The sequence below is a fragment of the Streptomyces sp. NPDC059909 genome (assembly GCF_042730885.1).
GTDB lineage: Bacteria > Actinomycetota > Actinomycetes > Streptomycetales > Streptomycetaceae > Streptomyces.
In genome coordinates this window covers 94649-112419 of the sequence record NZ_JBHWKX010000007.1, presented here as the reverse complement: position 1 = coordinate 112419, position 17771 = coordinate 94649, and the positions used below count along the sequence as shown (strand labels likewise).

Sequence of the window (17771 nt, the reverse complement as noted above, 5' to 3'; positions counted from 1 at the left end):
TGACGTCGTAGCCTCATCAGGCCGCCGATCCCTCGGTGCCGAGCTGCCTCCTTCGGCGTGCCCGCCGGCTGAACGGTGCCGGGTATCTCGGCGGCGGCTCAGGAGGACACCGTGGATTCGCTCACCGCGCAGCGCCGAGTGCGCTCCCGGAAGCGTTTCCTCCTTGCCGCCATGGGATGCGCCGGTGGAATGGTCCTGTTCGACCAGACCGTCGTCGCTGTTGCCCTGACTCCCATGGCACGGGATCTGGGGCTCGATGCCGCAGCCATGTACCGCGTGGTGCTCATCTATGTCCTGTCGCTGTCCTCACTGGCCGCCGTCGTCGGCATGATTGCGCGCCGATTCGGGTTTCTCCGCACCGTCCAGTGCGGGGTCGTGCTCTTCGCCGCCGCTTCCGCGTGCTGCGGTCTCACCCCACCGGGCGAGACCGCGGAACCGTTCATACTCGTGGCGCGAGCCGTGAAAGGCGCGGGCGCGGCTCTCATGCTCTCCGTGGCCACAGCCGTCATCACGGATGTCCACGTGGCACACGAGCGGGGAAAGGCCCTGGCGGTCTACGCGGCGTACGCCCAGATCTTCTTGGTCATGGGCCCGGTCGCGGGCGCACTTCTGACTCATGTCTTCGGATGGCGCTCCGTCTTCCTGGTCAACGTACCGGTGTCCGCCGCGATCCTCTGGATGCTCACGCAGGCGCGTCTGCCGAAGCGCGCCCAAGGAGGTGATGTCGCTGTTCTTCAGGCCGTGCTGGTCGTCCTGGCGCTGGTGGTCTTCGTCTTCGGTCTCTTCCAGAGCGGTGCCTGGGGGCTGCAGGACGCGAGAACGATCACTTTCGTCAGCGCGGGACTCCTGCTGCTCGCCCTGTCGGCGTGGGTGGTTCTGCGGTCCCGCCGACCGATCCTGGACCTGCGTCTGATGAAGCTCCGGGCCTTCGCGGTCGCTGTGGCGCTGACGTTCCTGGTACAGGCGGGACAGCTGAGCCTGTTGGTGCACGCCGCGTTGCACCTGCAGCAGGTGCAGCACCTCTCGGTGGTCACCTCCGGCGCCATGCTGCTCGCCCTGGTCGTTCCCCTGGCGGCCGGAACCTATCTGTCCGGTCGTCTGCGGGACCACTTCGGTTCGGCCCGGGCCGCGACCGTGCTCGGGCTGGCGTGCGGCACAGCAGGAGTGGCCGCGTGGACGTCGGCCCTCGCGTCGGACAACGCCTACGGGCAGATCCCCGGAATGCTCGCGGCAGGTCTGGGGATGGGTATGCCCATCCCCGCACTCAGTGCCGAGATGATGAACTCCGTGCCCGACGAGGCGAGGACCGACGCCTCCGTGCTCCGCCAGACGCTACGGCAGATGGGTGGGGCCTTCGGTCTCGCCGTGATCGGAGCGGTCGCACTCACCAGCAATGACCGCACTGCGAATGGCGCGGGCGTCTTCACCGGATCGGCCACGGTCGCCGGTTTCATCGGGGCGGGTGTCTTCCTGACCCTTGCGTTCGTGCTCGCCCTCACCATGCTGCCGCGGCACACCGAACGGTTCGCCGCGTGACGTGTGACGTGTGACGTCCGCTGAGGTGTGCAATCCACGGCGCGTTTCGCGGCTCACACCGCCGTGGGGGCCTGCGCCGGCTGCGGTCCGGCCAGAGGTGCCAACTGGTCGGCCAGCCACGTCGGTACGCCGCCCAGGAGCCGGAAGAGCCGGGCCGCCTCGACCCGCAGGCGGCCCGCCTCCGGCTCCGGCTCGGTGTCGGCGAGCGCGGCCAGGGCCGGGGCCGTACCGATCAGGTAGCCGAGCTCCTCGCGGATACGGAGGGACTCCGTGAACCCGTGCCGGGCCTCGGCCAGTTCGCCGTCGCGGAGCGCGAGCGCGGCCAGATGGCGCCAGGTGAAGGAGAGCAGCAGGGTGTCGCCCTGGGCGGCGGCACCCGTGTGGGCACGGTGGTACGCGGCGCGGGCGGCCTGCGGCGAGTCCGCGAGGTGTTCGGCGACGAGGCCGCGGCGGAAGTCGAGGAGCGGTCGGCCCGGGGCGTCCGGTGCGAGCAGGGCGGCCGCCCGGCCGAGGGCCGCGCGGGCCTCGTCCGTCCGGTCACGGACGCTCAGTACCGTTGACGCATAGGCGAGTTGCCCGCGTTCACAGGCCGCGGCGCCGCGCTCGTCGTCGTCACCGGCCGCCGCCTCCGCCGTGCGCAGGGCGTCCTCGGCGTCGGCCCAGCCCTTTCCGGTGAACAGACAGCGCTCGACGAGCAGCGCGGCGCGCTGCAGCGCGAGCGCGGGGGACTCCGTACGAGGACCCAGCAGGGCCGCCGCGTCGGTCCAACAGCCGCGCGAGCGCAACCGCCATACCGCGGTCTGGAGTGGATCGTCACCTGCAGTGCTTCCGGAACCAGACATGGCGGTATGCGCCACATTGCCCTCCCCGAGCGCGCCATTGTGCTGTTGGGTCAGACCGAATCTCAGCATGGACAGGCATGCCTGTCCAAGGGTTCTGGTGAATCAGTTCACAATCAGGTGGCGTTCAGGCGTTCGTTTGAAGCCGTCCGGGCGAACGAGGCGTCGACGACCTGGTAGTCGTGGCCCTGCCAGATGTTGTCCATGGCCATCGTCAGCCGTTCGCGTCCGCCGTCGAGACGGATCCGCCAGTCGGCGCCCTCGCCGTAGGCGCTCGTCCGCGGCGCTGGGCCTCGGCCGGTCGTCGGCTCGTCGTCAGCTCATCCTCAGGGCGAGGAAGAAGTCCAGCTTGTCCTCGAGCCGGGACAGGTCGCGACCGGTCAGCTGTTCGATCCGCCCCACCCGGTAGCGCAGCGTGTTCACGTGCAGATGCAGCCGCGTCGCACAGCGCGTCCATGACCCGTCGCAGTCCAGGAACGCCTCCAGCGTCGGGATGAGCTCGGCCCTGTGCCGCCGGTCGTAGTCGCGCAGCGGGTCCAGGAGGCGGGCCGTGAAGGCGCGGCGGACGTCGTCCGGGACGAAGGGGAGCAGTAGGACGTGCGAGGCCAGTTCGTGGTGTCCGGCCGCGCACACCCGGCCCGGGCGGGCGGCGGCGACGCGGCGGGCGTGCCGGGCCTCCTCCAGGGCGCCGCGCAGGCCCTCCGCCGAGTGGACCGCGGCGCTGACGCCGAGCGTGAGGCGGCCGTCGCCGTCGAGACCCGCGGAGAGCGGCTCGCGGACGGCGGCGAGCAGCGCGTCGGCGTGGAGCCCGGCGCTGCTGGTGCCGATGTCGGCCGCCGGGCCCTCGAGCAGGTCCTCGGGCGTGTCGGAGGCGCCGGGAACGCCGGCGGGGGCCACGGCGGGCAGCGGCACGAGGGCGATCGCCTCGTCCCCGGTGTGGGCGACGGCGATGCGGTCGGCGGACTCCGCGCCCGTCGTCGCCGGGTCGACCAGGATCTCCTCGAGCAGCGACTGGGTGACGGGTCCTGCCTCGATCGGCGCGCCGCCCTCCTGCTCCCACTCCACCCGCGCCACGACGACCTGCCAGTGCGGGGCGGTGCCGAGGCCGGGCATCAGCACGGGGGCGGCGACCCGCAGCCGTGCCGCGATCTCGGCGGGCGCGGCGCCCGTCTGGACGAGCTCCAGGACCTCCTGGGCGAGCCGGCGGCGTACGGTACGGGCCGCTTCGCGCCGGTCGCGTTCGACGGCGATGAGCTGGGTGACGCCCTGGAGCAGATCGAGGCGGGCGGCGGGCCAGTCGGAGGCGTCGGCATCGACGGCGAGCAGCCAGTCGGACAGCACGGTCTCCCGGACGTCGCGCGACGCGGGCGCGGCTCCCCGGCCGGTGTTACGGATCGGGAAGAGCGAATACGTCGAACCGGCGGCGGTCGCGCGGTGCGGGCCGCGCCGGCCGGTGCGGGTCGCGGCCAGGTGCTCACCGGCGAGCGCGGCGCTCACCCCGGCGGGCAGCGGGTCGCCCGCCCCCGCGATCTGGCGGCCTGTGGCGGAGAGGACCCAGGCGCGGAGGTCGAGGTCGGAGCCGAGGAGGTCGAGCACCACCTCGGGGCCGCCGCCCGCCGGTCCCGAGGTCATCAGCCGCCGGTGCCGGTCCACGACGGCGGCCAGGTCCCCGGCCCGCTCGCCGGACACCTGGCGGACGACATGCTCGGTGATCGTTGCGAACGCGACGGACTCGTTGACCGCGAAGAGCGGCAGCCGGTGCCGTACGCACGCCTCGACGAGATCGCCCGGGATGTCCCCGAGTTCTGCCTCGCCGGCGGCGAGCCCCGCGACCCCGGCGCTTGCGAGAATACGGACAAAAGGCTCGGAGTCCTCGGCGGTGCGACGCCAGGCGAGGCCGGTGAGGACCAGCTCACCGCCCGACAGATAGCGGCTCGGGTCCTTGAGGTCGGTCGTCATCACGCCACGGACGGTGCGGTCCAGCTCGTCGTCGCCGCCGAGCAGCCGCAGTCCCAGCGCGTCGGTTTCCAGCAGTGCGCGCAGCCGCATCTCGTCGCCGCCGATCTGTCTCGTTGTTGCCGTTGGAGTGGGGTGAGGTTCGGGCCGTTGGTGTCAGGAGGAAAGCCGTGAGGTTACCGAGTCCCGCCTTTCGTTCGAATCTACAAGACGAGGGTGGCGACCAGCCAACTCCTTCATGGTTTCGGTGACTGCACCCGGCGGGGCGGTGCTTGTGTACTTGGGCCACACCGCGTTAACAGGACATGAATATCCAGTCGAGGGCCGGCCGTCCCCAGCCCCTGCGAACGACCGAATCACGTAGAAGAGAGCCACTCATGGACTTCCTTCGCCCCGCCAGCTGGGAGGAGGCGCTCGCCGCCAAGGCCGAGCACCCCACGGCTGTGCCCATTGCGGGTGGCACCGACATCATGGTCGAGATCAACTTCGACCACCGGCGGCCCGAGTACCTCCTGGACCTGAACCGCATCGTCGAGCTGCGCGAGTGGGAAGTCGGTGAGGAGAACGTCCGCCTGGGCGCCTCCGTCCCGTACACCCAGATCATGGAGAACCTCCGGGCGGAGCTGCCCGGCCTCGCGCTGGCCTCGCACACCGTCGCCTCGCCGCAGATCCGCAACCGCGGCGGCGTCGGCGGCAACCTCGGCACCGCGTCCCCGGCCGGTGACGCGCACCCGGCCCTGCTGGCCGCGGGCGCCGAAGTCGAGGTCGAGTCGGTACGAGGCGCGCGCTTCATCCCGATCGACGCGTTCTACACGGGCGTGAAGCGCAACGCGCTCGCCCCGGACGAGCTCATCAAGACCGTCCACATCAAGAAGGCGGACGGCCCGCAGCAGTACTCGAAGGTCGGCACGCGCAACGCGATGGTCATCGCCGTGTGCGCCTTCGGTATCGCCCTGCACCCCGAGACCCGCACCGTGAAGACCGGCATCGGCTCCGCCGCGCCCACTCCGGTGCGAGCCACGGCGGCCGAGGAGTTCCTGAACGCCGCGCTCGAGGAGGGCGGCTTCTGGGACAGCGGCAAGATCATCACTCCCTCGATCGCCAAGCAGTTCGCGGAGCTGGCCTCCGCCGCCTGCAACCCGATCGACGACGTCCGTGGCACCGCCAAGTACCGCAGGCACGCCGTCGGCATCATGGCCCGCCGCACTCTCGGCTGGACCTGGGAGCAGTACCGCGGCACCGGCCGCACGCTTGAAGGAGCTGCATAGCCATGCGCGTGAATTTCACGGTCAACGGCCGTAAGCAGGAAGCGGACGACGTCTGGGAGGGCGAGAGCCTCCTCTACGTGCTGCGTGAGCGCCTGGGCCTGCCCGGTTCGAAGAACGCCTGTGAGCAGGGCGAGTGCGGTTCCTGCACGGTCCGCCTCGACGGTGTGCCGGTGTGTTCGTGCCTCGTCGCCGCCGGTCAGGTCGAGGGCCGCGAGGTCGTCACCGTCGAGGGCCTGGCGGATTTCGCCAAGCAGCGCTCCGAGGGCGGCTCCTGCGGCACGGGCGCCTGCGGCTCCTCCGGCACCTCCCTCCAGGACGCCCACCAGTGGTCCGCGAAAGGCACCGACTCCCAGACCGGCGAGGGCACCGAGCTCGCCCCGATCCAGCAGGCGTTCATCGACGCCGGCGCCGTGCAGTGCGGCTTCTGCACCCCGGGTCTGCTGGTCGCGGCCGACGAGCTGCTGGAGCGCAACGCGTCGCCGTCCGACGCGGACATCCGCGAGGCGCTCTCCGGCAACCTCTGCCGCTGCACCGGTTACGAGAAGATCCTCGACGCGGTCCGTCTCGCGGCCGCCCGTCAGGAAGAGGCGGTCTGAGCACCATGGCGCTGAATCCCCGAGTCGCCGCCGCACCGGCGGGCACTCCCACCAAGGTCACCCAGGGGACCCCGACCAAGGGCGGCATCGGCGAGTCCACGCTCCGCCCCGACGGCACCCTCAAGGTCACCGGTGAGTTCGCGTACTCCTCGGACATGTGGCACGAGGACATGCTGTGGGGCCAGATCCTGCGCTCCACCGTCGCGCACGCGGAGATCGTCTCCATCGACACGTCCGAGGCCCTCGCCCAGGCCGGCGTCTACGCCGTGCTGACGTACGAGGACCTGCCGACCGAGGTGAAGAACTACGGCCTGGAGATCCAGGACACCCCGGTGCTCGCCAACGGCGTCGTGCGCCACCACGGCGAGCCGGTGGCCCTCGTCGCCGCCGACCACCCGGAGACCGCGCGCCGCGCGGCCGCCAAGATCAAGGTCGAGTACAGGGAGCTGCCCGTCGTCACCGACGAGGCCTCCGCGACCGCGCCCGACGCGCCGCTCCTGCATCCGGGCCGCGACGACCACCACGCCGGCCACGTCCCGCACCCGAACATCGTCCACCGCCAGCCGATCGTGCGCGGCAACGCGGACGAGGCCGCCAAGCGCGCCGATGTGATCGTCACGGGCGAGTACACCTTCGGCATGCAGGACCAGGCGTTCCTCGGCCCGGAGTCCGGCCTCGCCGTACCCGCCGAGGACGGCGGTGTCGACCTGTACGTCGCCACCCAGTGGCTGCACTCCGACCTGCGGCAGATCGCCCCGGTCCTCGGCCTGCCCGAGGAGAAGGTCCGCATGACGCTCTCCGGCGTCGGCGGCGCCTTCGGCGGCCGCGAGGACCTGTCGATGCAGATCCACGCCTGCCTGCTGGCGCTGCGTACCGGCAAGCCGGTCAAGATCGTCTACAACCGGTTCGAGTCCTTCTTCGGGCATGTGCACCGCCACCCGGCGAAGCTCTACTACGAGCACGGCGCCACCAAGGACGGCAAGCTCACGCACATGAAGTGCCGGATCGTGCTGGACGGCGGCGCCTACGCGTCGGCCTCCCCCGCGGTCGTCGGCAACGCCTCCTCGCTCTCCGTCGGCCCGTACGTCATCGACGACGTCGACATCGAGGCGATCGCGCTCTACACCAACAACCCGCCCTGCGGCGCCATGCGCGGCTTCGGCGCGGTCCAGGCGTGCTTCGCGTACGAGGCGCAGATGGACAAGCTCGCCGCGAAGCTGGGCATCGACCCGGTCGAGTTCCGGCAGATGAACGCCATGGAGCAGGGCACGATCATGCCGACCGGACAGCCGGTCGACTCCCCGGCCCCGGTCGCCGAGCTGCTGCGCCGCATCAAGGCCATGCCGCTCCCGCCCGAGCAGCAGTGGGTGACCACCGAGGGCGCCGACGTGCGCGCACTCCCCGGCGGTCTGTCCAACACCACCCACGGCGAGGGCGTCGTCCGCGGCATCGGCTACGCGGTCGGCATCAAGAACGTCGGCTTCTCCGAGGGCTTCGACGACTACTCCACCGCCAAGGTGCGGATGGAGGTCATCAACGGTGAGCCGGTCGCGACCGTGCACACCGCGATGGCGGAGGTCGGCCAGGGCGGTGTCACCGTGCACGCTCAAATTGCACGCACCGAACTCGGCGTGACACAGGTGACGATCCACCCCGCCGACACCCAGGTCGGCTCCGCCGGCTCCACGTCCGCCTCCCGGCAGACCTACGTCACCGGCGGCGCCGTCAAGAACTCCTGCGAGCTCGTCCGCGAGAAGGTCCTCGAGCTCGGCCGCCGCAAGTTCGGCACGTACCACCCGGCCTGGGCCACCGCCGAGCTGCTCCTCGAGGGCGGCAAGGTCGTCACCGATGGCGGCGAGGTCCTCGCCGACCTGGTGGACGTGCTGGAGGGCGAGTCCGTCGAGGTCGAGGCCGAGTGGCGGCACCGCCCGACCGAGGCCTTCGACCTGCACACCGGTCAGGGCAACGGCCATGTCCAGTACTCGTTCGCCGCGCACCGCGCGGTCGTCGAGGTGGACACCGAACTCGGTCTGGTGAAGGTCATCGAGCTGGCCTGCGCCCAGGACGTCGGCAAGGCGCTCAACCCGCTGTCCGTCGTCGGCCAGATCCAGGGTGGTACCACCCAGGGCCTGGGCGTGGCGGTCATGGAGGAGATCATCGTCGACCCGAAGACCGCGAAGGTGCGCAACCCCTCCTTCACGGACTACCTCATCCCCACGATCCTCGACACGCCGACCATCCCGGTCGACGTGCTCGAACTCGCCGACGACCACGCCCCCTACGGACTCCGTGGCATCGGCGAGGCCCCGACCCTGTCGTCCACGCCGGCCGTCCTCGCGGCGATCCGGAACGCGACCGGGCTGGAGCTCAACAGGACGCCGGTACGCCCCGAGCACCTCACCGGCACCTGATCCCCCCACAGCTCTCCGGACCGGTGCGTGCCTCGCAGGAACGTCACAGTCCACGGCCGAAGCCCGCACCGTCCGGAGAACCCCGTGCCGCACCGCTCGCGGTCACAGCAGCACCACCCCCCGCAGTAACCGGTAGTACCAATCGTTCGTCTCGGGCCGTCCCCCGGGTCGTGCAGCCAACGCAAGATCCCAAATCCCGCAGCTTGTCCGACTTTCCGAGTCTTATGCGGGTGCCCCTGTGAACCTTGGGAGTAGGCATCATGACCCAGTCGTCAGTGGAGCCGAAGACCGCCGCGGAGGAAGCGGGCCCCGGCTCGCACGTCCCCGCCGGTAGGTCTTGGCTCGACCGGTACTTTCACATATCCGAACGAGGATCGACGGTCGCGCGTGAGGTGCGCGGCGGCATCACCACCTTCATGGCGATGGCGTACATCCTCCTGCTCAACCCCCTGATCCTCAATGGCAAGGACGTTGCGGGCAACGTCCTCGGCCAGCCGGGACTCATCACTGCGACTGCCTTCGCGGCCGCCGCGACCACCCTGCTGATGGGCTTCGTCGGCAAGGTTCCGCTCGCCCTCGCGGCCGGCCTGAGCGTGTCCGGCGTTCTCGCCTCGCAAGTAGTGCCCCAGATGACCTGGCCGCAGGCCATGGCCATGTGCGTCCTGTACGGCCTGGTGATCTGCCTGCTGGTGGTCACCGGTCTGCGTGAGCTGATCATGAACGCGATCCCGCTCCCGCTCAAGCACGGCATCACCATGGGCATCGGCCTGTTCATCGCCCTGATCGGCCTGGTCAAGTCCGGCTTCGTCGGCAAGGGCTCGGAGTTCGGCCCGCCCGTCACCCTCGGCCTGGGCGGCGAGCTGGCCGGCTGGCCCGTCCTGATCTTCTGCTTCACCCTGCTGCTGATCTTCATGCTGCAGGCTCGTAACATCCCCGGCGCGATCCTGATCGGCATCGTCGTCGGCACGATCGTCGCCGTCGTCGTGCACAACGCGGCCGGCCTCGACGCCAAGGCGTGGAACATGGCCCCGCCGGAGCTCAGCGGCGGCGCGGTCTCCATGCCCGACTTCTCGCTCTTCGGCCAGGTCGAGTTCGGCGGCTGGGGCGACGTCGGCGCGATCACCGTCGGCTTCATCGTCTTCACCCTGGTGCTGGCCGGCTTCTTCGACGCCATGGCCACGATCATCGGCGTGGGCACCGAGGCCAAGCTCGCCGACGAGCGGGGCCGGATGCCCGGCCTGTCCAAGGCCCTCTTCATCGACGGTGCGGGCGGTGCGATCGGCGGTGTATCGGGCGGCTCCGGCCAGACCGTGTTCGTCGAGTCGGCCACCGGCGTCGGCGAGGGTGCCAGGACCGGACTCGCCTCGGTCGTCACCGGCCTGTTCTTCGCGGCCTGTCTGTTCTTCACCCCGCTCACCGCGATCGTGCCGCCCCAGGTGGCCTCCGCGGCCCTGGTCGTCATCGGCGCGATGATGATGCAGAACGCCAAGCACGTGGACTGGAGCGACCGTTCGGTCGCCATCCCGGTCTTCCTCACCGTCGTGCTGATGCCGTTCACGTACAGCATCACCCCGGGTGTGGCCGCCGGTGTCATCTCGTACGTTGCCATCAAGGCCGCCCAGGGCAAGGCCCGTGAGGTGGGCGGCTTCATGTGGGGCCTGACCGCGATCTTCATCGTGTTCTTCGCCCTCCACCCGCTCGAGGGGTGGCTGGGGGTCCACTGACCCCGACGCGCCCTCCACGCATCCGCCGACCCCCTGAGGAGACCGACATGCTGGACATCGCCGACGAGCTGCACCGGTGGGTCGAGCAGGGACGTGACTTCGCCGTCGCCACCGTGGTGGCCGTCGGCGGCAGCGCGCCCCGCCAGCCCGGTGCCGCACTCGCGGTCGACAGCGAGGGCACGGCGATCGGATCGGTCTCCGGAGGCTGCGTGGAGGGCGCCGTCTACGACCTGTGCCGGCAGGCGCTCGAGGACGGCGAAAGCGTCCTCGAGCGCTTCGGGTACAGCGACGAGGACGCCTTCGCCGTGGGCCTGACCTGCGGCGGGATCATCGACATCCTCGTCACCCCGGTACGGGCGGACTCTCCCGCACGGGAGACCTTCGCGGCCGCGCTGTCCGCCGCCGCCGGAGGGGAGGCGGCGGCGGTCGCGCGGATCACCGACGGGCCGGCCGACCTGATGGGCCGCGGCCTCCTCGTCCGTACGGACGGATCGTACGAAGGCACCCTCGGGGGCCACCCGGAACTGGACCGCACCGCCGCGGCCGAGGCCCGCGCCCTGCTCGACGCCGGCCGCACCGGTACCGCCGTCATCGGCGAGGACGGCTCGCGCTGCGGGCAGCCGCTCACCCTGCTCGTCGAGTCCAGCGTCCCCGCCCCGCGCATGATCGTCTTCGGCGCCATCGACTTCGCGTGCGCGCTGGTCCGGGTCGGGAAGTTCCTCGGCTACCACGTGACCGTGTGCGACGCCCGACCGGTCTTCGCGACGGAACTCCGCTTCCCCGAGGCGGACGAGATCGTCGTCGACTGGCCGCACCGCTACCTGGAGTCGACGGAGGTCGACGGCCGTACGGTGCTGTGCGTCCTCACCCACGACGCCAAGTTCGACGTGCCCCTGCTGGAACTGGCGCTGAGGCTTCCCGTCGCGTACGTCGGCGCGATGGGCTCCCGCCGCACCCACGAGGACCGCAACCGGCGGCTGCGCGAGGTCGGCGTCACCGAGCGGGAGCTCGCCCGGCTGCGCTCGCCAATCGGCCTCGATCTCGGCGCCAGGACGCCCGAGGAGACGGCCGTGTCGATCGCGGCCGAGATCGTCGCCAACCGGCGCGGCGGCAGCGGGGTCTCGCTGACCGGTGCGCACACCCCGATCCACCACGACGGGCCGCGGGTCCCGGCGCAGGTCATCGGGTCGGTGGCCTGACGGCCCGACGCCGCCGAGGCTCCGCGTCCGGCCGCCTGACGAGCGCCCAAAAGGGGTAAAAGTTAGAATCTTGGCATGGGAGAGCGTCCCGTCGCGCCGAACGCACCTGAGCTCGTCCTCCAAACCGACGGGGGCGCGACTCTGATGAGCCCCGGCCGGGTCTACCACGTCGGGCGGGACCCCACGAGCGAGATCGTGCTCGACGACGAACGGGTGTCCTGGCACCACGCCGTGCTGCGCACCGAGGGCGGGCACTGGACCGTCCAGGACGAGAACAGCACCAACGGCACCTACGCCGACGGCCACCGCATCAACGAGTGGGGCGTGGGGCCCGGCAGCGTCATACGCTTCGGCAACCCCGCCGACGGACCGCGGGTCGTGCTCAACGGAGTGTCCGAACCGGAGCCCCGGCGCGCCACCGCGCCCCCCGCCGGGCCTGCTCGCAGCGCACCACCGTCCGCCGGGCCTCCGCGTACCGCACCACCGTCCGCCGGGCCTCCGCGTACCGCACCACCGTCCGCCGGGCCTCCGCTTACCCCACCCCCGTCCGCCGGGCCCCCGTCCGCCGTCTCCATGCCCTCCGCCACCCACACCTTCCGGCAGCCCACCTCCGTCCGCCCGCTGCTCACCCGGACCGTCCGTATCGGGCGGGCCCCGGACAACGACCTCGTCATCGACGATCTGATCGTCTCCCGCCGGCACGCTGAGCTGCACACGCACCAGGACGGCACCTACGAGATCGTCGACCTCGGCAGCCACAACGGCACCTACCTCAACGGCGCGTCCGTCAGCCACGCCCCCGTGACCGAGAACGACATCATCGGCATCGGCCACTCCACCTTCCGCCTCGTCGGCGACCAGCTGCAGGAGTACATCGACTCCGGTGAGATCTCGCTCGACGTGCAGAACCTCGCCGTCGCCGTGGACGGCGGCCGCAAGGTCCTCCTCGACGGAGTCTCCTTCCCCGTCGCCGAGAAATCGCTGCTCGCCGTCGTCGGACCGAGCGGCGCCGGAAAGTCCACCCTCCTGAACGCGCTCACCGGACTGCGCCCCGCCGACCACGGCGCCGTCCTCTACGACGGCCGCGACCTCTACCGCGACTACGCCGAACTGCGCCAGCGCATCGGACTCGTACCCCAGGACGACATCCTGCACCTCCAGCTCACCGTGCGCCGGGCCCTGCGGTACGCGGCCGAACTGCGCTTCCCGGGGGACAGCGCACCCGAGGAGCGTGAGGAGCGGGTCGAGGAGGTCATCCGCGAACTCGGCCTGGAACAGCGCGCGGACCAGCCCATCCACACCCTCTCCGGCGGCCAGCGCAAGCGGGTCAGCGTCGCCCTGGAGCTGCTGACGAAGCCGTCGCTGCTCTTCCTGGACGAGCCGACGTCGGGCCTCGACCCCGGCATGGACCGCTCGGTCATGCACCGGTTGCGCGGGCTCGCCGACGACGGACGCACTGTCATCGTCGTCACCCACAGCGTGCTCAGCCTGGACGTCTGCGACCGGCTGCTCGTGCTCGCGCCCGGTGGCCGGATCGCCTACTACGGGCCGCCCGAGGACGCCCTCTCGTTCTTCGGATTCGCGCACTGGCCCGAGGCGTTCGAGGCGTTCGAGAACGACCGCGACCGCGACTGGGCGGGACAGTACCGGGCGTCCCCGTACCACCGGCAGTACATCGCCTCCAGCGCGCAGCCCCGGCTCGACCAGGACCGGCAGCCCGTGGACTTCGCGCCGCCGCCCAAGTCGCAGAGCTGGTCCGACCAGCTCAGCACGCTCGTACGGCGCTACGCGGCCGTGCTGAGCGCCGACCGCACCTTCATCATCATCATGATCGCGCTGCCGTTCGGGATGGGCCTCATGGCCCGGGGCCTGGCCGGCAGCAAATTCACCCAGGAGACCGCGCTGGACGCCCTGCTCGTGCTGTGCGTGGGCGCGGTGCTGACCGGCGCGGCGAACGCGGTGCGCGAACTCGTCAAGGAACGCGTCATCTACCGGCGGGAGCGCGCCGTCGGACTCTCCAGATCCGCCTACCTGATGTCCAAGGTGGTGGTCCTCGGCACCGTCACCGCCGCACAGGCCGTCGTGCTCACCCTCGTCGGACTGTTCGGGGTCGACCTCAACGTTCCCGGCGGCAAGGGGGTCCTGATGCCTCCGCTCCTCGAGATCACCGTGGCCGTCGCGCTGCTGGCCCTCACCGCGATGATGCTCGGCCTCGTCGTCTCCGCGCTGGTGCCCAAGGAAGAGGTCACCATGCCTCTGCTGGTCCTCCTCACCATGGTCCAGATCGTCTTCTGCGGTGCTCTGCTGAATCTGAACGGCACCGCGGGTCTCGAGCAGTTCGCATGGCTCGTGCCGGCGCGATGGGGCTTCGCGGCCATGGCGGAGTCCGTCGACATCGCCCGGATCGTGCCGACGCCGGACACCGACGACCCGCTGTTCGAGCACTCCGCCGGGCTGTGGCTGCAGAACATGGGCATCCTGGTGGTCTTCTGCGTCGTCCTCCTGTACGTCGTCTCGCGGCTGCTGCGGCGCCATGAGCCCGCGGTCATGCGGAAGTAGAGGACGGTGGAGAGGTGACCGATTCCGCTGCCGTGCCCGGCTTCCGGCCCACGCACGTCGTCCCCGGCGATGGCCTGCAGACCTGGGAGTCGCCCGACGCGAGCCGCCCCAGCACGCCACTCGACCCCTACCTGCCGGTCGAGGTCGTCGACCGGCGCGGCGACTGGGGGCGGGTGATGTGCGCCAACGGCTGGTCGGCCTGGGTCGACGGCCGGCTGCTCGTCGCCGTACCGCAGGACCCGCCGACCGCCGGACAGCCGCTCGCCCGCACGGCCGACCCGCGGCCGCTGCTCGCCCGAGCGGAGGAGGCGCTCGGCCAGTACCGGCGAGCCGCGGAGTCCCTCGCCGGTGGCGGGACGGACGGCGAGACGTTCCGCCGGGACACCCAGGGCCTCCGGGTCGGGGTGGTCGTGGACGGGGAGTCGCTGTGGCTGTACGACGGCGAGCACGAGCGCTGGGTGTACTGCGACGGCACCCGACTGGGCACGTTCGCGACGGGTTCGCCCCCGCAGGGCACGCCGGCGCCGCCCCGCACGTCCACGGGCGGTCCCGCCGCGGCTCCGCCCCCCACGCGCGCCGTCGCCCTGGACGGCTCCGACCCACAGGCGACCCCACCCCCGCCCTCGCCCTCGCACCAGGACACCGCAGGCCGGCGCTCGCCCGGGTGAGACCCGCGTGCCGGGCGAGAGTCCCCGGCACGTGTGGGGCGGGGGCCTGCGGAGGGCCTTTCCCCCGCCGTTCCCGAGCCGGGGGCAAGCCCCCGGACCCCCGGGAACGGGACCGCTACCGTCCGGTCGGCCCGTGTGTCCGTCCTCAATCGCCGACGGGCTTGAAGCGCACCCCGCACCGCCGGCCCGCCGGAGTGTCCGTCCTCGACCGCCGGACGGGCTGAGTGCGGGCGCCCGGCACAACCGGTACACGCTCGGGGCGCAGCGTCCGGAACGGGACTCGGGGCGGCGGCCGCCGTGGGTGCGGGGCGCAGCCCCGAAAAGCGGCCCCGGGGCGCAGCTCACGGAACAGGCCCGGGCCGCCGCCCCGTCACGGGGTCTGAAGCAGCGCCCCAGTTGGGGAAGGGGCGGGGTGGGGAAAGGGCCCGCCGCAGGCGCTCACGTACGTCGGCCGGAGGGCGGCCTGGAGTGGGGAATGGGCCGCCGCAGGCACCCACGTACGTCGGCCCGGTGGGCGGCCTAGGGGTGGCCCGGATCCGGCGGGACCTCGCCGCGGCGGCGGACCGGGGCGGCCAGGAGGGCGCCGAGCAGACCGGTGACCAGGCCCCACACGAAGCCGATCCCGACCGTCGCCCACAGCCGCGGCTCCAGCGCGACCTCGCCGCCGAGCCCCTCGACGTCGCCGATGCCGATGAGCGACAGGCCGTAGCGCGCGGTGACCCGCACCAGGAGGCAGACGACCAGCATCGTGAGGGCCAGCGCGACGCCCATGTGGAGGGCGTGCTGCCAGGGCCGCATCCGCGCCGGTGACCGCGCGGCCATCAGGAACGCCGCCACGAGCACCAGCACCGCGGCGGCCACCAGCAGCCACCACGCCCGGCCGTCCCGCTCGGTGAGCGTCGAGAGGTTCAGCGTCGAACCGTCCGGAGTACGCAGCACCTCGTCCAGCACCTGGGGCATCGGCAGCCCGAACGGCCCCTGCACCTTGCCGTCCCACGACGCACCGAGGCCCAGCGTGAGCGCGAGCCACACCACGTTCGGCAGCCCGAGAAGGATCACCGCGAACGTCCGGCCGGCGTGCCCCTGCGTCGCCGCGACGACCAGGCCGATGCAGAGGCCGATGACGACGTATGCGAGCAGCAACGCCACCATCGCGAACGCCGCCGGGCGCACCGACTCCTGGAAGCGCACCAGCCGGGCGGGCAGCGGCGCACGCCGCGACACCAGGAGCGCCACCGCGATGACCCCGATCAGCCACAGCAGGCCGTAGAGGAGCGTCTGACCCACGTCCGCCGCGAAGCCGACCTCCGGCCTGGTGTCGAGGAGGTCGCCGATGTCGCCGATCAGCGAGTCCTCGCCCAGCGAGATCTGGAAGCTCTGCCGGGCGAACGCGGCCAGACCCGCGAGCGCCGCCAGCCACAGCAGCGCCGACCGGGCGAAGCGGCCCAGCAGCTCTCCGGTCCCGGCGACGGCCCGGTGCCGCAACGGACGCAGGAAGAGCTCCGCCGTCACCAGCGCGCCGGCGAGACTCACGGACAGCGGCACGACGGTGAGCTCGGCCTGCGACTCCGCGATGACTCCAGCGTCCCCGGCGAGACCGACGGAGCCGCCCGCCGCCATGACGACGACGGCGGCGACGACGCGCGGGAACGCGCTCTCGGGAAGACCGGCCCCGCCCGCCGCCCACAGCCCGAGCGCCGCCACGACGATCATGGTGATCAGGCCCGCGAGGACCGCCACCAGCGCGTCGGCCCAGGCGCGGACACCGCGCGCGGCGCGGCTCGGTGCGGTGGATCCCCGCCGGTGCACGCTGCCGAGGTGGTCGCTCACGCAGTCACCGTAAGCAGGGGTGACGTGCCCGCGCGCGCCCGGCGGGTCCGACCGCGTCGGCTTGCGGGCCGTACGGAGCAGAGGCACACAATTGGGGCAAGGGGAACAGGAGTGAGGAAGCGAGCTCCGCTGCCTGGAAGAAGGGCCCGTGAGCGACCAGCCGCCGTCAGGCCGACCCACAGGACCTCCCTCGGGCCCGCTGTCCGGCGGGGAGTCGGCGCCGTCGTCCCCGCCGCCGGGACCGCCCAGCGGGCCGACCAGCGGTGCCGCCGGACGGCCCGGCGCAGGAGCGGGCGGCCCCGGGGGTCCTGCCGGCACCGGGGGAGCGGGAGGCCCCGGTGGCGGGCGGGGTCCCGGCGGTGGGGGACCGGCCGGCGGTGAGGGGGGACGCGCCGAGCCCTGGTACCGGTCCATCCCCAAGATCGCCGCGGTCACGGCCATCGTCGTGGCGGCGGTCGTCGTCTCCGTCGTCCTCACCCGCCCCGACGGCTCGACCGGCGCCCGCGACGAGGTCGTCCTCCAGGCCGCTGACACCACCGGTCGCGACCCCTTCACCGAGTCGTCGGCCAACGGCACCGCCGAGGAGCCGCCCGCGGCCGTCCCCACCACGGCCGCCCCCACCTCGCCGGGCGAGGGCAATGTGCGGGACGTGGACGGTGCGACACCCGGCCTGTACGGCGGCACCCGCAACACCGCCAGCTGCGACGTCGAGAAGCAGATCACCCTCCTCGCCGCCGACCCGGCGAAGAACCGCGCCTTCGCGCAGGTCCTGCGCATCGATCCGTCCGCCGTCCCGGACCATCTCCGCTCCCTGACCGCCGTTCAGCTGCGGGTGGACACCTGGGTCACCAACCACGGCTACAAGGACGGCACGGCAACCAGCTACCAGGCCGTGCTGGAGGCCGGCACGGCCGTGCTCGTCAACGGCCTCGGGGTGCCCCAGGTGCGCTGTGCCTGCGGCAACCCGCTGACACCCCCCGACCTGTCCCGGAGCACGTTCAAGCGCACCGGCGACAGCTGGGAGGGCTTCGAGCAGTCCAACGTCGTGATCGTCCGGCCCGCCCCCCAGGTCGTCGACGACTTCGTCGTGTACGACCCCAAGGGCAGCGACTACTTCTCCCGCGACCGCGGCGACACGGGCGCGCATGACAAGCCCGTACCGCCGCCCAACCACCCCCTGACGCC

General features: G+C 71.9%; 11 protein-coding genes and 1 pseudogene. 9 read left to right on the top strand and 3 right to left on the bottom strand.

Annotated elements, in window-relative coordinates; translation table 11 throughout:
• Positions 1-111 precede the first annotated feature (111 nt).
• Entirely contained in the window at positions 112-1536 is a 1425-nt protein-coding gene (locus ACFV9O_RS08090; protein ID WP_385413869.1) for an MFS transporter, read from the top strand.
• Between the two features lie 53 nt (positions 1537-1589).
• Here ACFV9O_RS08090 and ACFV9O_RS08085 read toward each other — a convergent pair whose 3' ends face one another.
• The gene (locus ACFV9O_RS08085; RefSeq protein ID WP_385413866.1) at positions 1590-2378 is read right to left on the bottom strand and encodes a hypothetical protein; all 789 of its coding nucleotides are present in this window, start codon (positions 2376-2378) and stop codon (positions 1590-1592) included.
• A 312-nt stretch (positions 2379-2690) separates the two neighbouring features.
• The gene (locus ACFV9O_RS08080) at positions 2691-4424 is read right to left on the bottom strand and encodes a PucR family transcriptional regulator (protein WP_385413863.1); all 1734 of its coding nucleotides are present in this window, start codon (positions 4422-4424) and stop codon (positions 2691-2693) included.
• A 284-nt stretch (positions 4425-4708) separates the two neighbouring features.
• Between ACFV9O_RS08080 and ACFV9O_RS08075 the strand changes: the two genes are divergently transcribed.
• From ACFV9O_RS08075 to ACFV9O_RS08045, 7 genes are all read left to right on the top strand, one after another.
• On the top strand, positions 4709-5599 hold the full coding sequence (locus ACFV9O_RS08075) for an FAD binding domain-containing protein (RefSeq protein ID WP_385413860.1): 891 nt from the start codon (positions 4709-4711) through the stop codon (positions 5597-5599).
• Between the two features lie 2 nt (positions 5600-5601).
• Complete coding sequence (locus ACFV9O_RS08070; protein WP_385413857.1) at positions 5602-6195, top strand: (2Fe-2S)-binding protein; 594 nt, start codon at positions 5602-5604, stop codon at positions 6193-6195.
• Between the two features lie 5 nt (positions 6196-6200).
• A complete protein-coding gene (locus ACFV9O_RS08065; protein ID WP_385413854.1) occupies positions 6201-8606 on the top strand; it encodes a xanthine dehydrogenase family protein molybdopterin-binding subunit in 2406 nt (801 codons plus the stop codon).
• 260 nt (positions 8607-8866) lie between these two features.
• Positions 8867-10330: an NCS2 family permease gene (locus ACFV9O_RS08060; RefSeq protein ID WP_385413851.1), complete on the top strand. Its 1464-nt coding sequence runs from the start codon at positions 8867-8869 to the stop codon at positions 10328-10330.
• Positions 10331-10377: 47 nt separating this feature from the next.
• Positions 10378-11529 (top strand): XdhC family protein, encoded by a 1152-nt coding sequence (locus ACFV9O_RS08055; RefSeq protein ID WP_385413848.1) that lies wholly within the window; start codon positions 10378-10380, stop codon positions 11527-11529.
• Between the two features lie 75 nt (positions 11530-11604).
• Entirely contained in the window at positions 11605-14088 is a 2484-nt protein-coding gene (locus tag ACFV9O_RS08050) for an FHA domain-containing protein (protein ID WP_385413845.1), read from the top strand.
• Between the two features lie 14 nt (positions 14089-14102).
• Positions 14103-14756, top strand: a complete 654-nt coding sequence (locus ACFV9O_RS08045; RefSeq protein WP_385413842.1) for a hypothetical protein — start codon at positions 14103-14105, stop codon at positions 14754-14756.
• Between the two features lie 519 nt (positions 14757-15275).
• On the opposite strand, the gene ACFV9O_RS08040 is transcribed toward ACFV9O_RS08045, so the two are convergent.
• Positions 15276-16586, bottom strand: coding sequence for a streptophobe family protein (locus ACFV9O_RS08040; RefSeq protein WP_385413839.1), 1311 nt, complete (start codon positions 16584-16586; stop codon positions 15276-15278).
• 148 nt (positions 16587-16734) lie between these two features.
• Here ACFV9O_RS08040 and ACFV9O_RS08035 point away from each other — a divergent pair.
• Positions 16735-17706: pseudogene (locus ACFV9O_RS08035) on the top strand (DUF6777 domain-containing protein); the annotation flags it as partial.
• Positions 17707-17771: the final 65 nt, after the last annotated feature.

Bases quoted from the DNA above. Each gene is read 5' to 3' on its own strand.
- ACFV9O_RS08065 (WP_385413854.1), top strand. From the start codon at position 6,201: ATGGCGCTGAATCCCCGAGTCGCCGCCGCACCGGCGGGCACTCCCACC.
- ACFV9O_RS08070 (WP_385413857.1), top strand. From the start codon at position 5,602: ATGCGCGTGAATTTCACGGTCAACGGCCGTAAGCAGGAAGCGGACGAC.
- ACFV9O_RS08075 (WP_385413860.1), top strand. From the start codon at position 4,709: ATGGACTTCCTTCGCCCCGCCAGCTGGGAGGAGGCGCTCGCCGCCAAG.
- ACFV9O_RS08055 (WP_385413848.1), top strand. From the start codon at position 10,378: ATGCTGGACATCGCCGACGAGCTGCACCGGTGGGTCGAGCAGGGACGT.
- ACFV9O_RS08050 (WP_385413845.1), top strand. From the start codon at position 11,605: ATGGGAGAGCGTCCCGTCGCGCCGAACGCACCTGAGCTCGTCCTCCAA.
- ACFV9O_RS08085 (WP_385413866.1), bottom strand. From the start codon at position 2,378: ATGTCTGGTTCCGGAAGCACTGCAGGTGACGATCCACTCCAGACCGCG.
- ACFV9O_RS08060 (WP_385413851.1), top strand. From the start codon at position 8,867: ATGACCCAGTCGTCAGTGGAGCCGAAGACCGCCGCGGAGGAAGCGGGC.
- ACFV9O_RS08080 (WP_385413863.1), bottom strand. From the start codon at position 4,424: ATGCGGCTGCGCGCACTGCTGGAAACCGACGCGCTGGGACTGCGGCTG.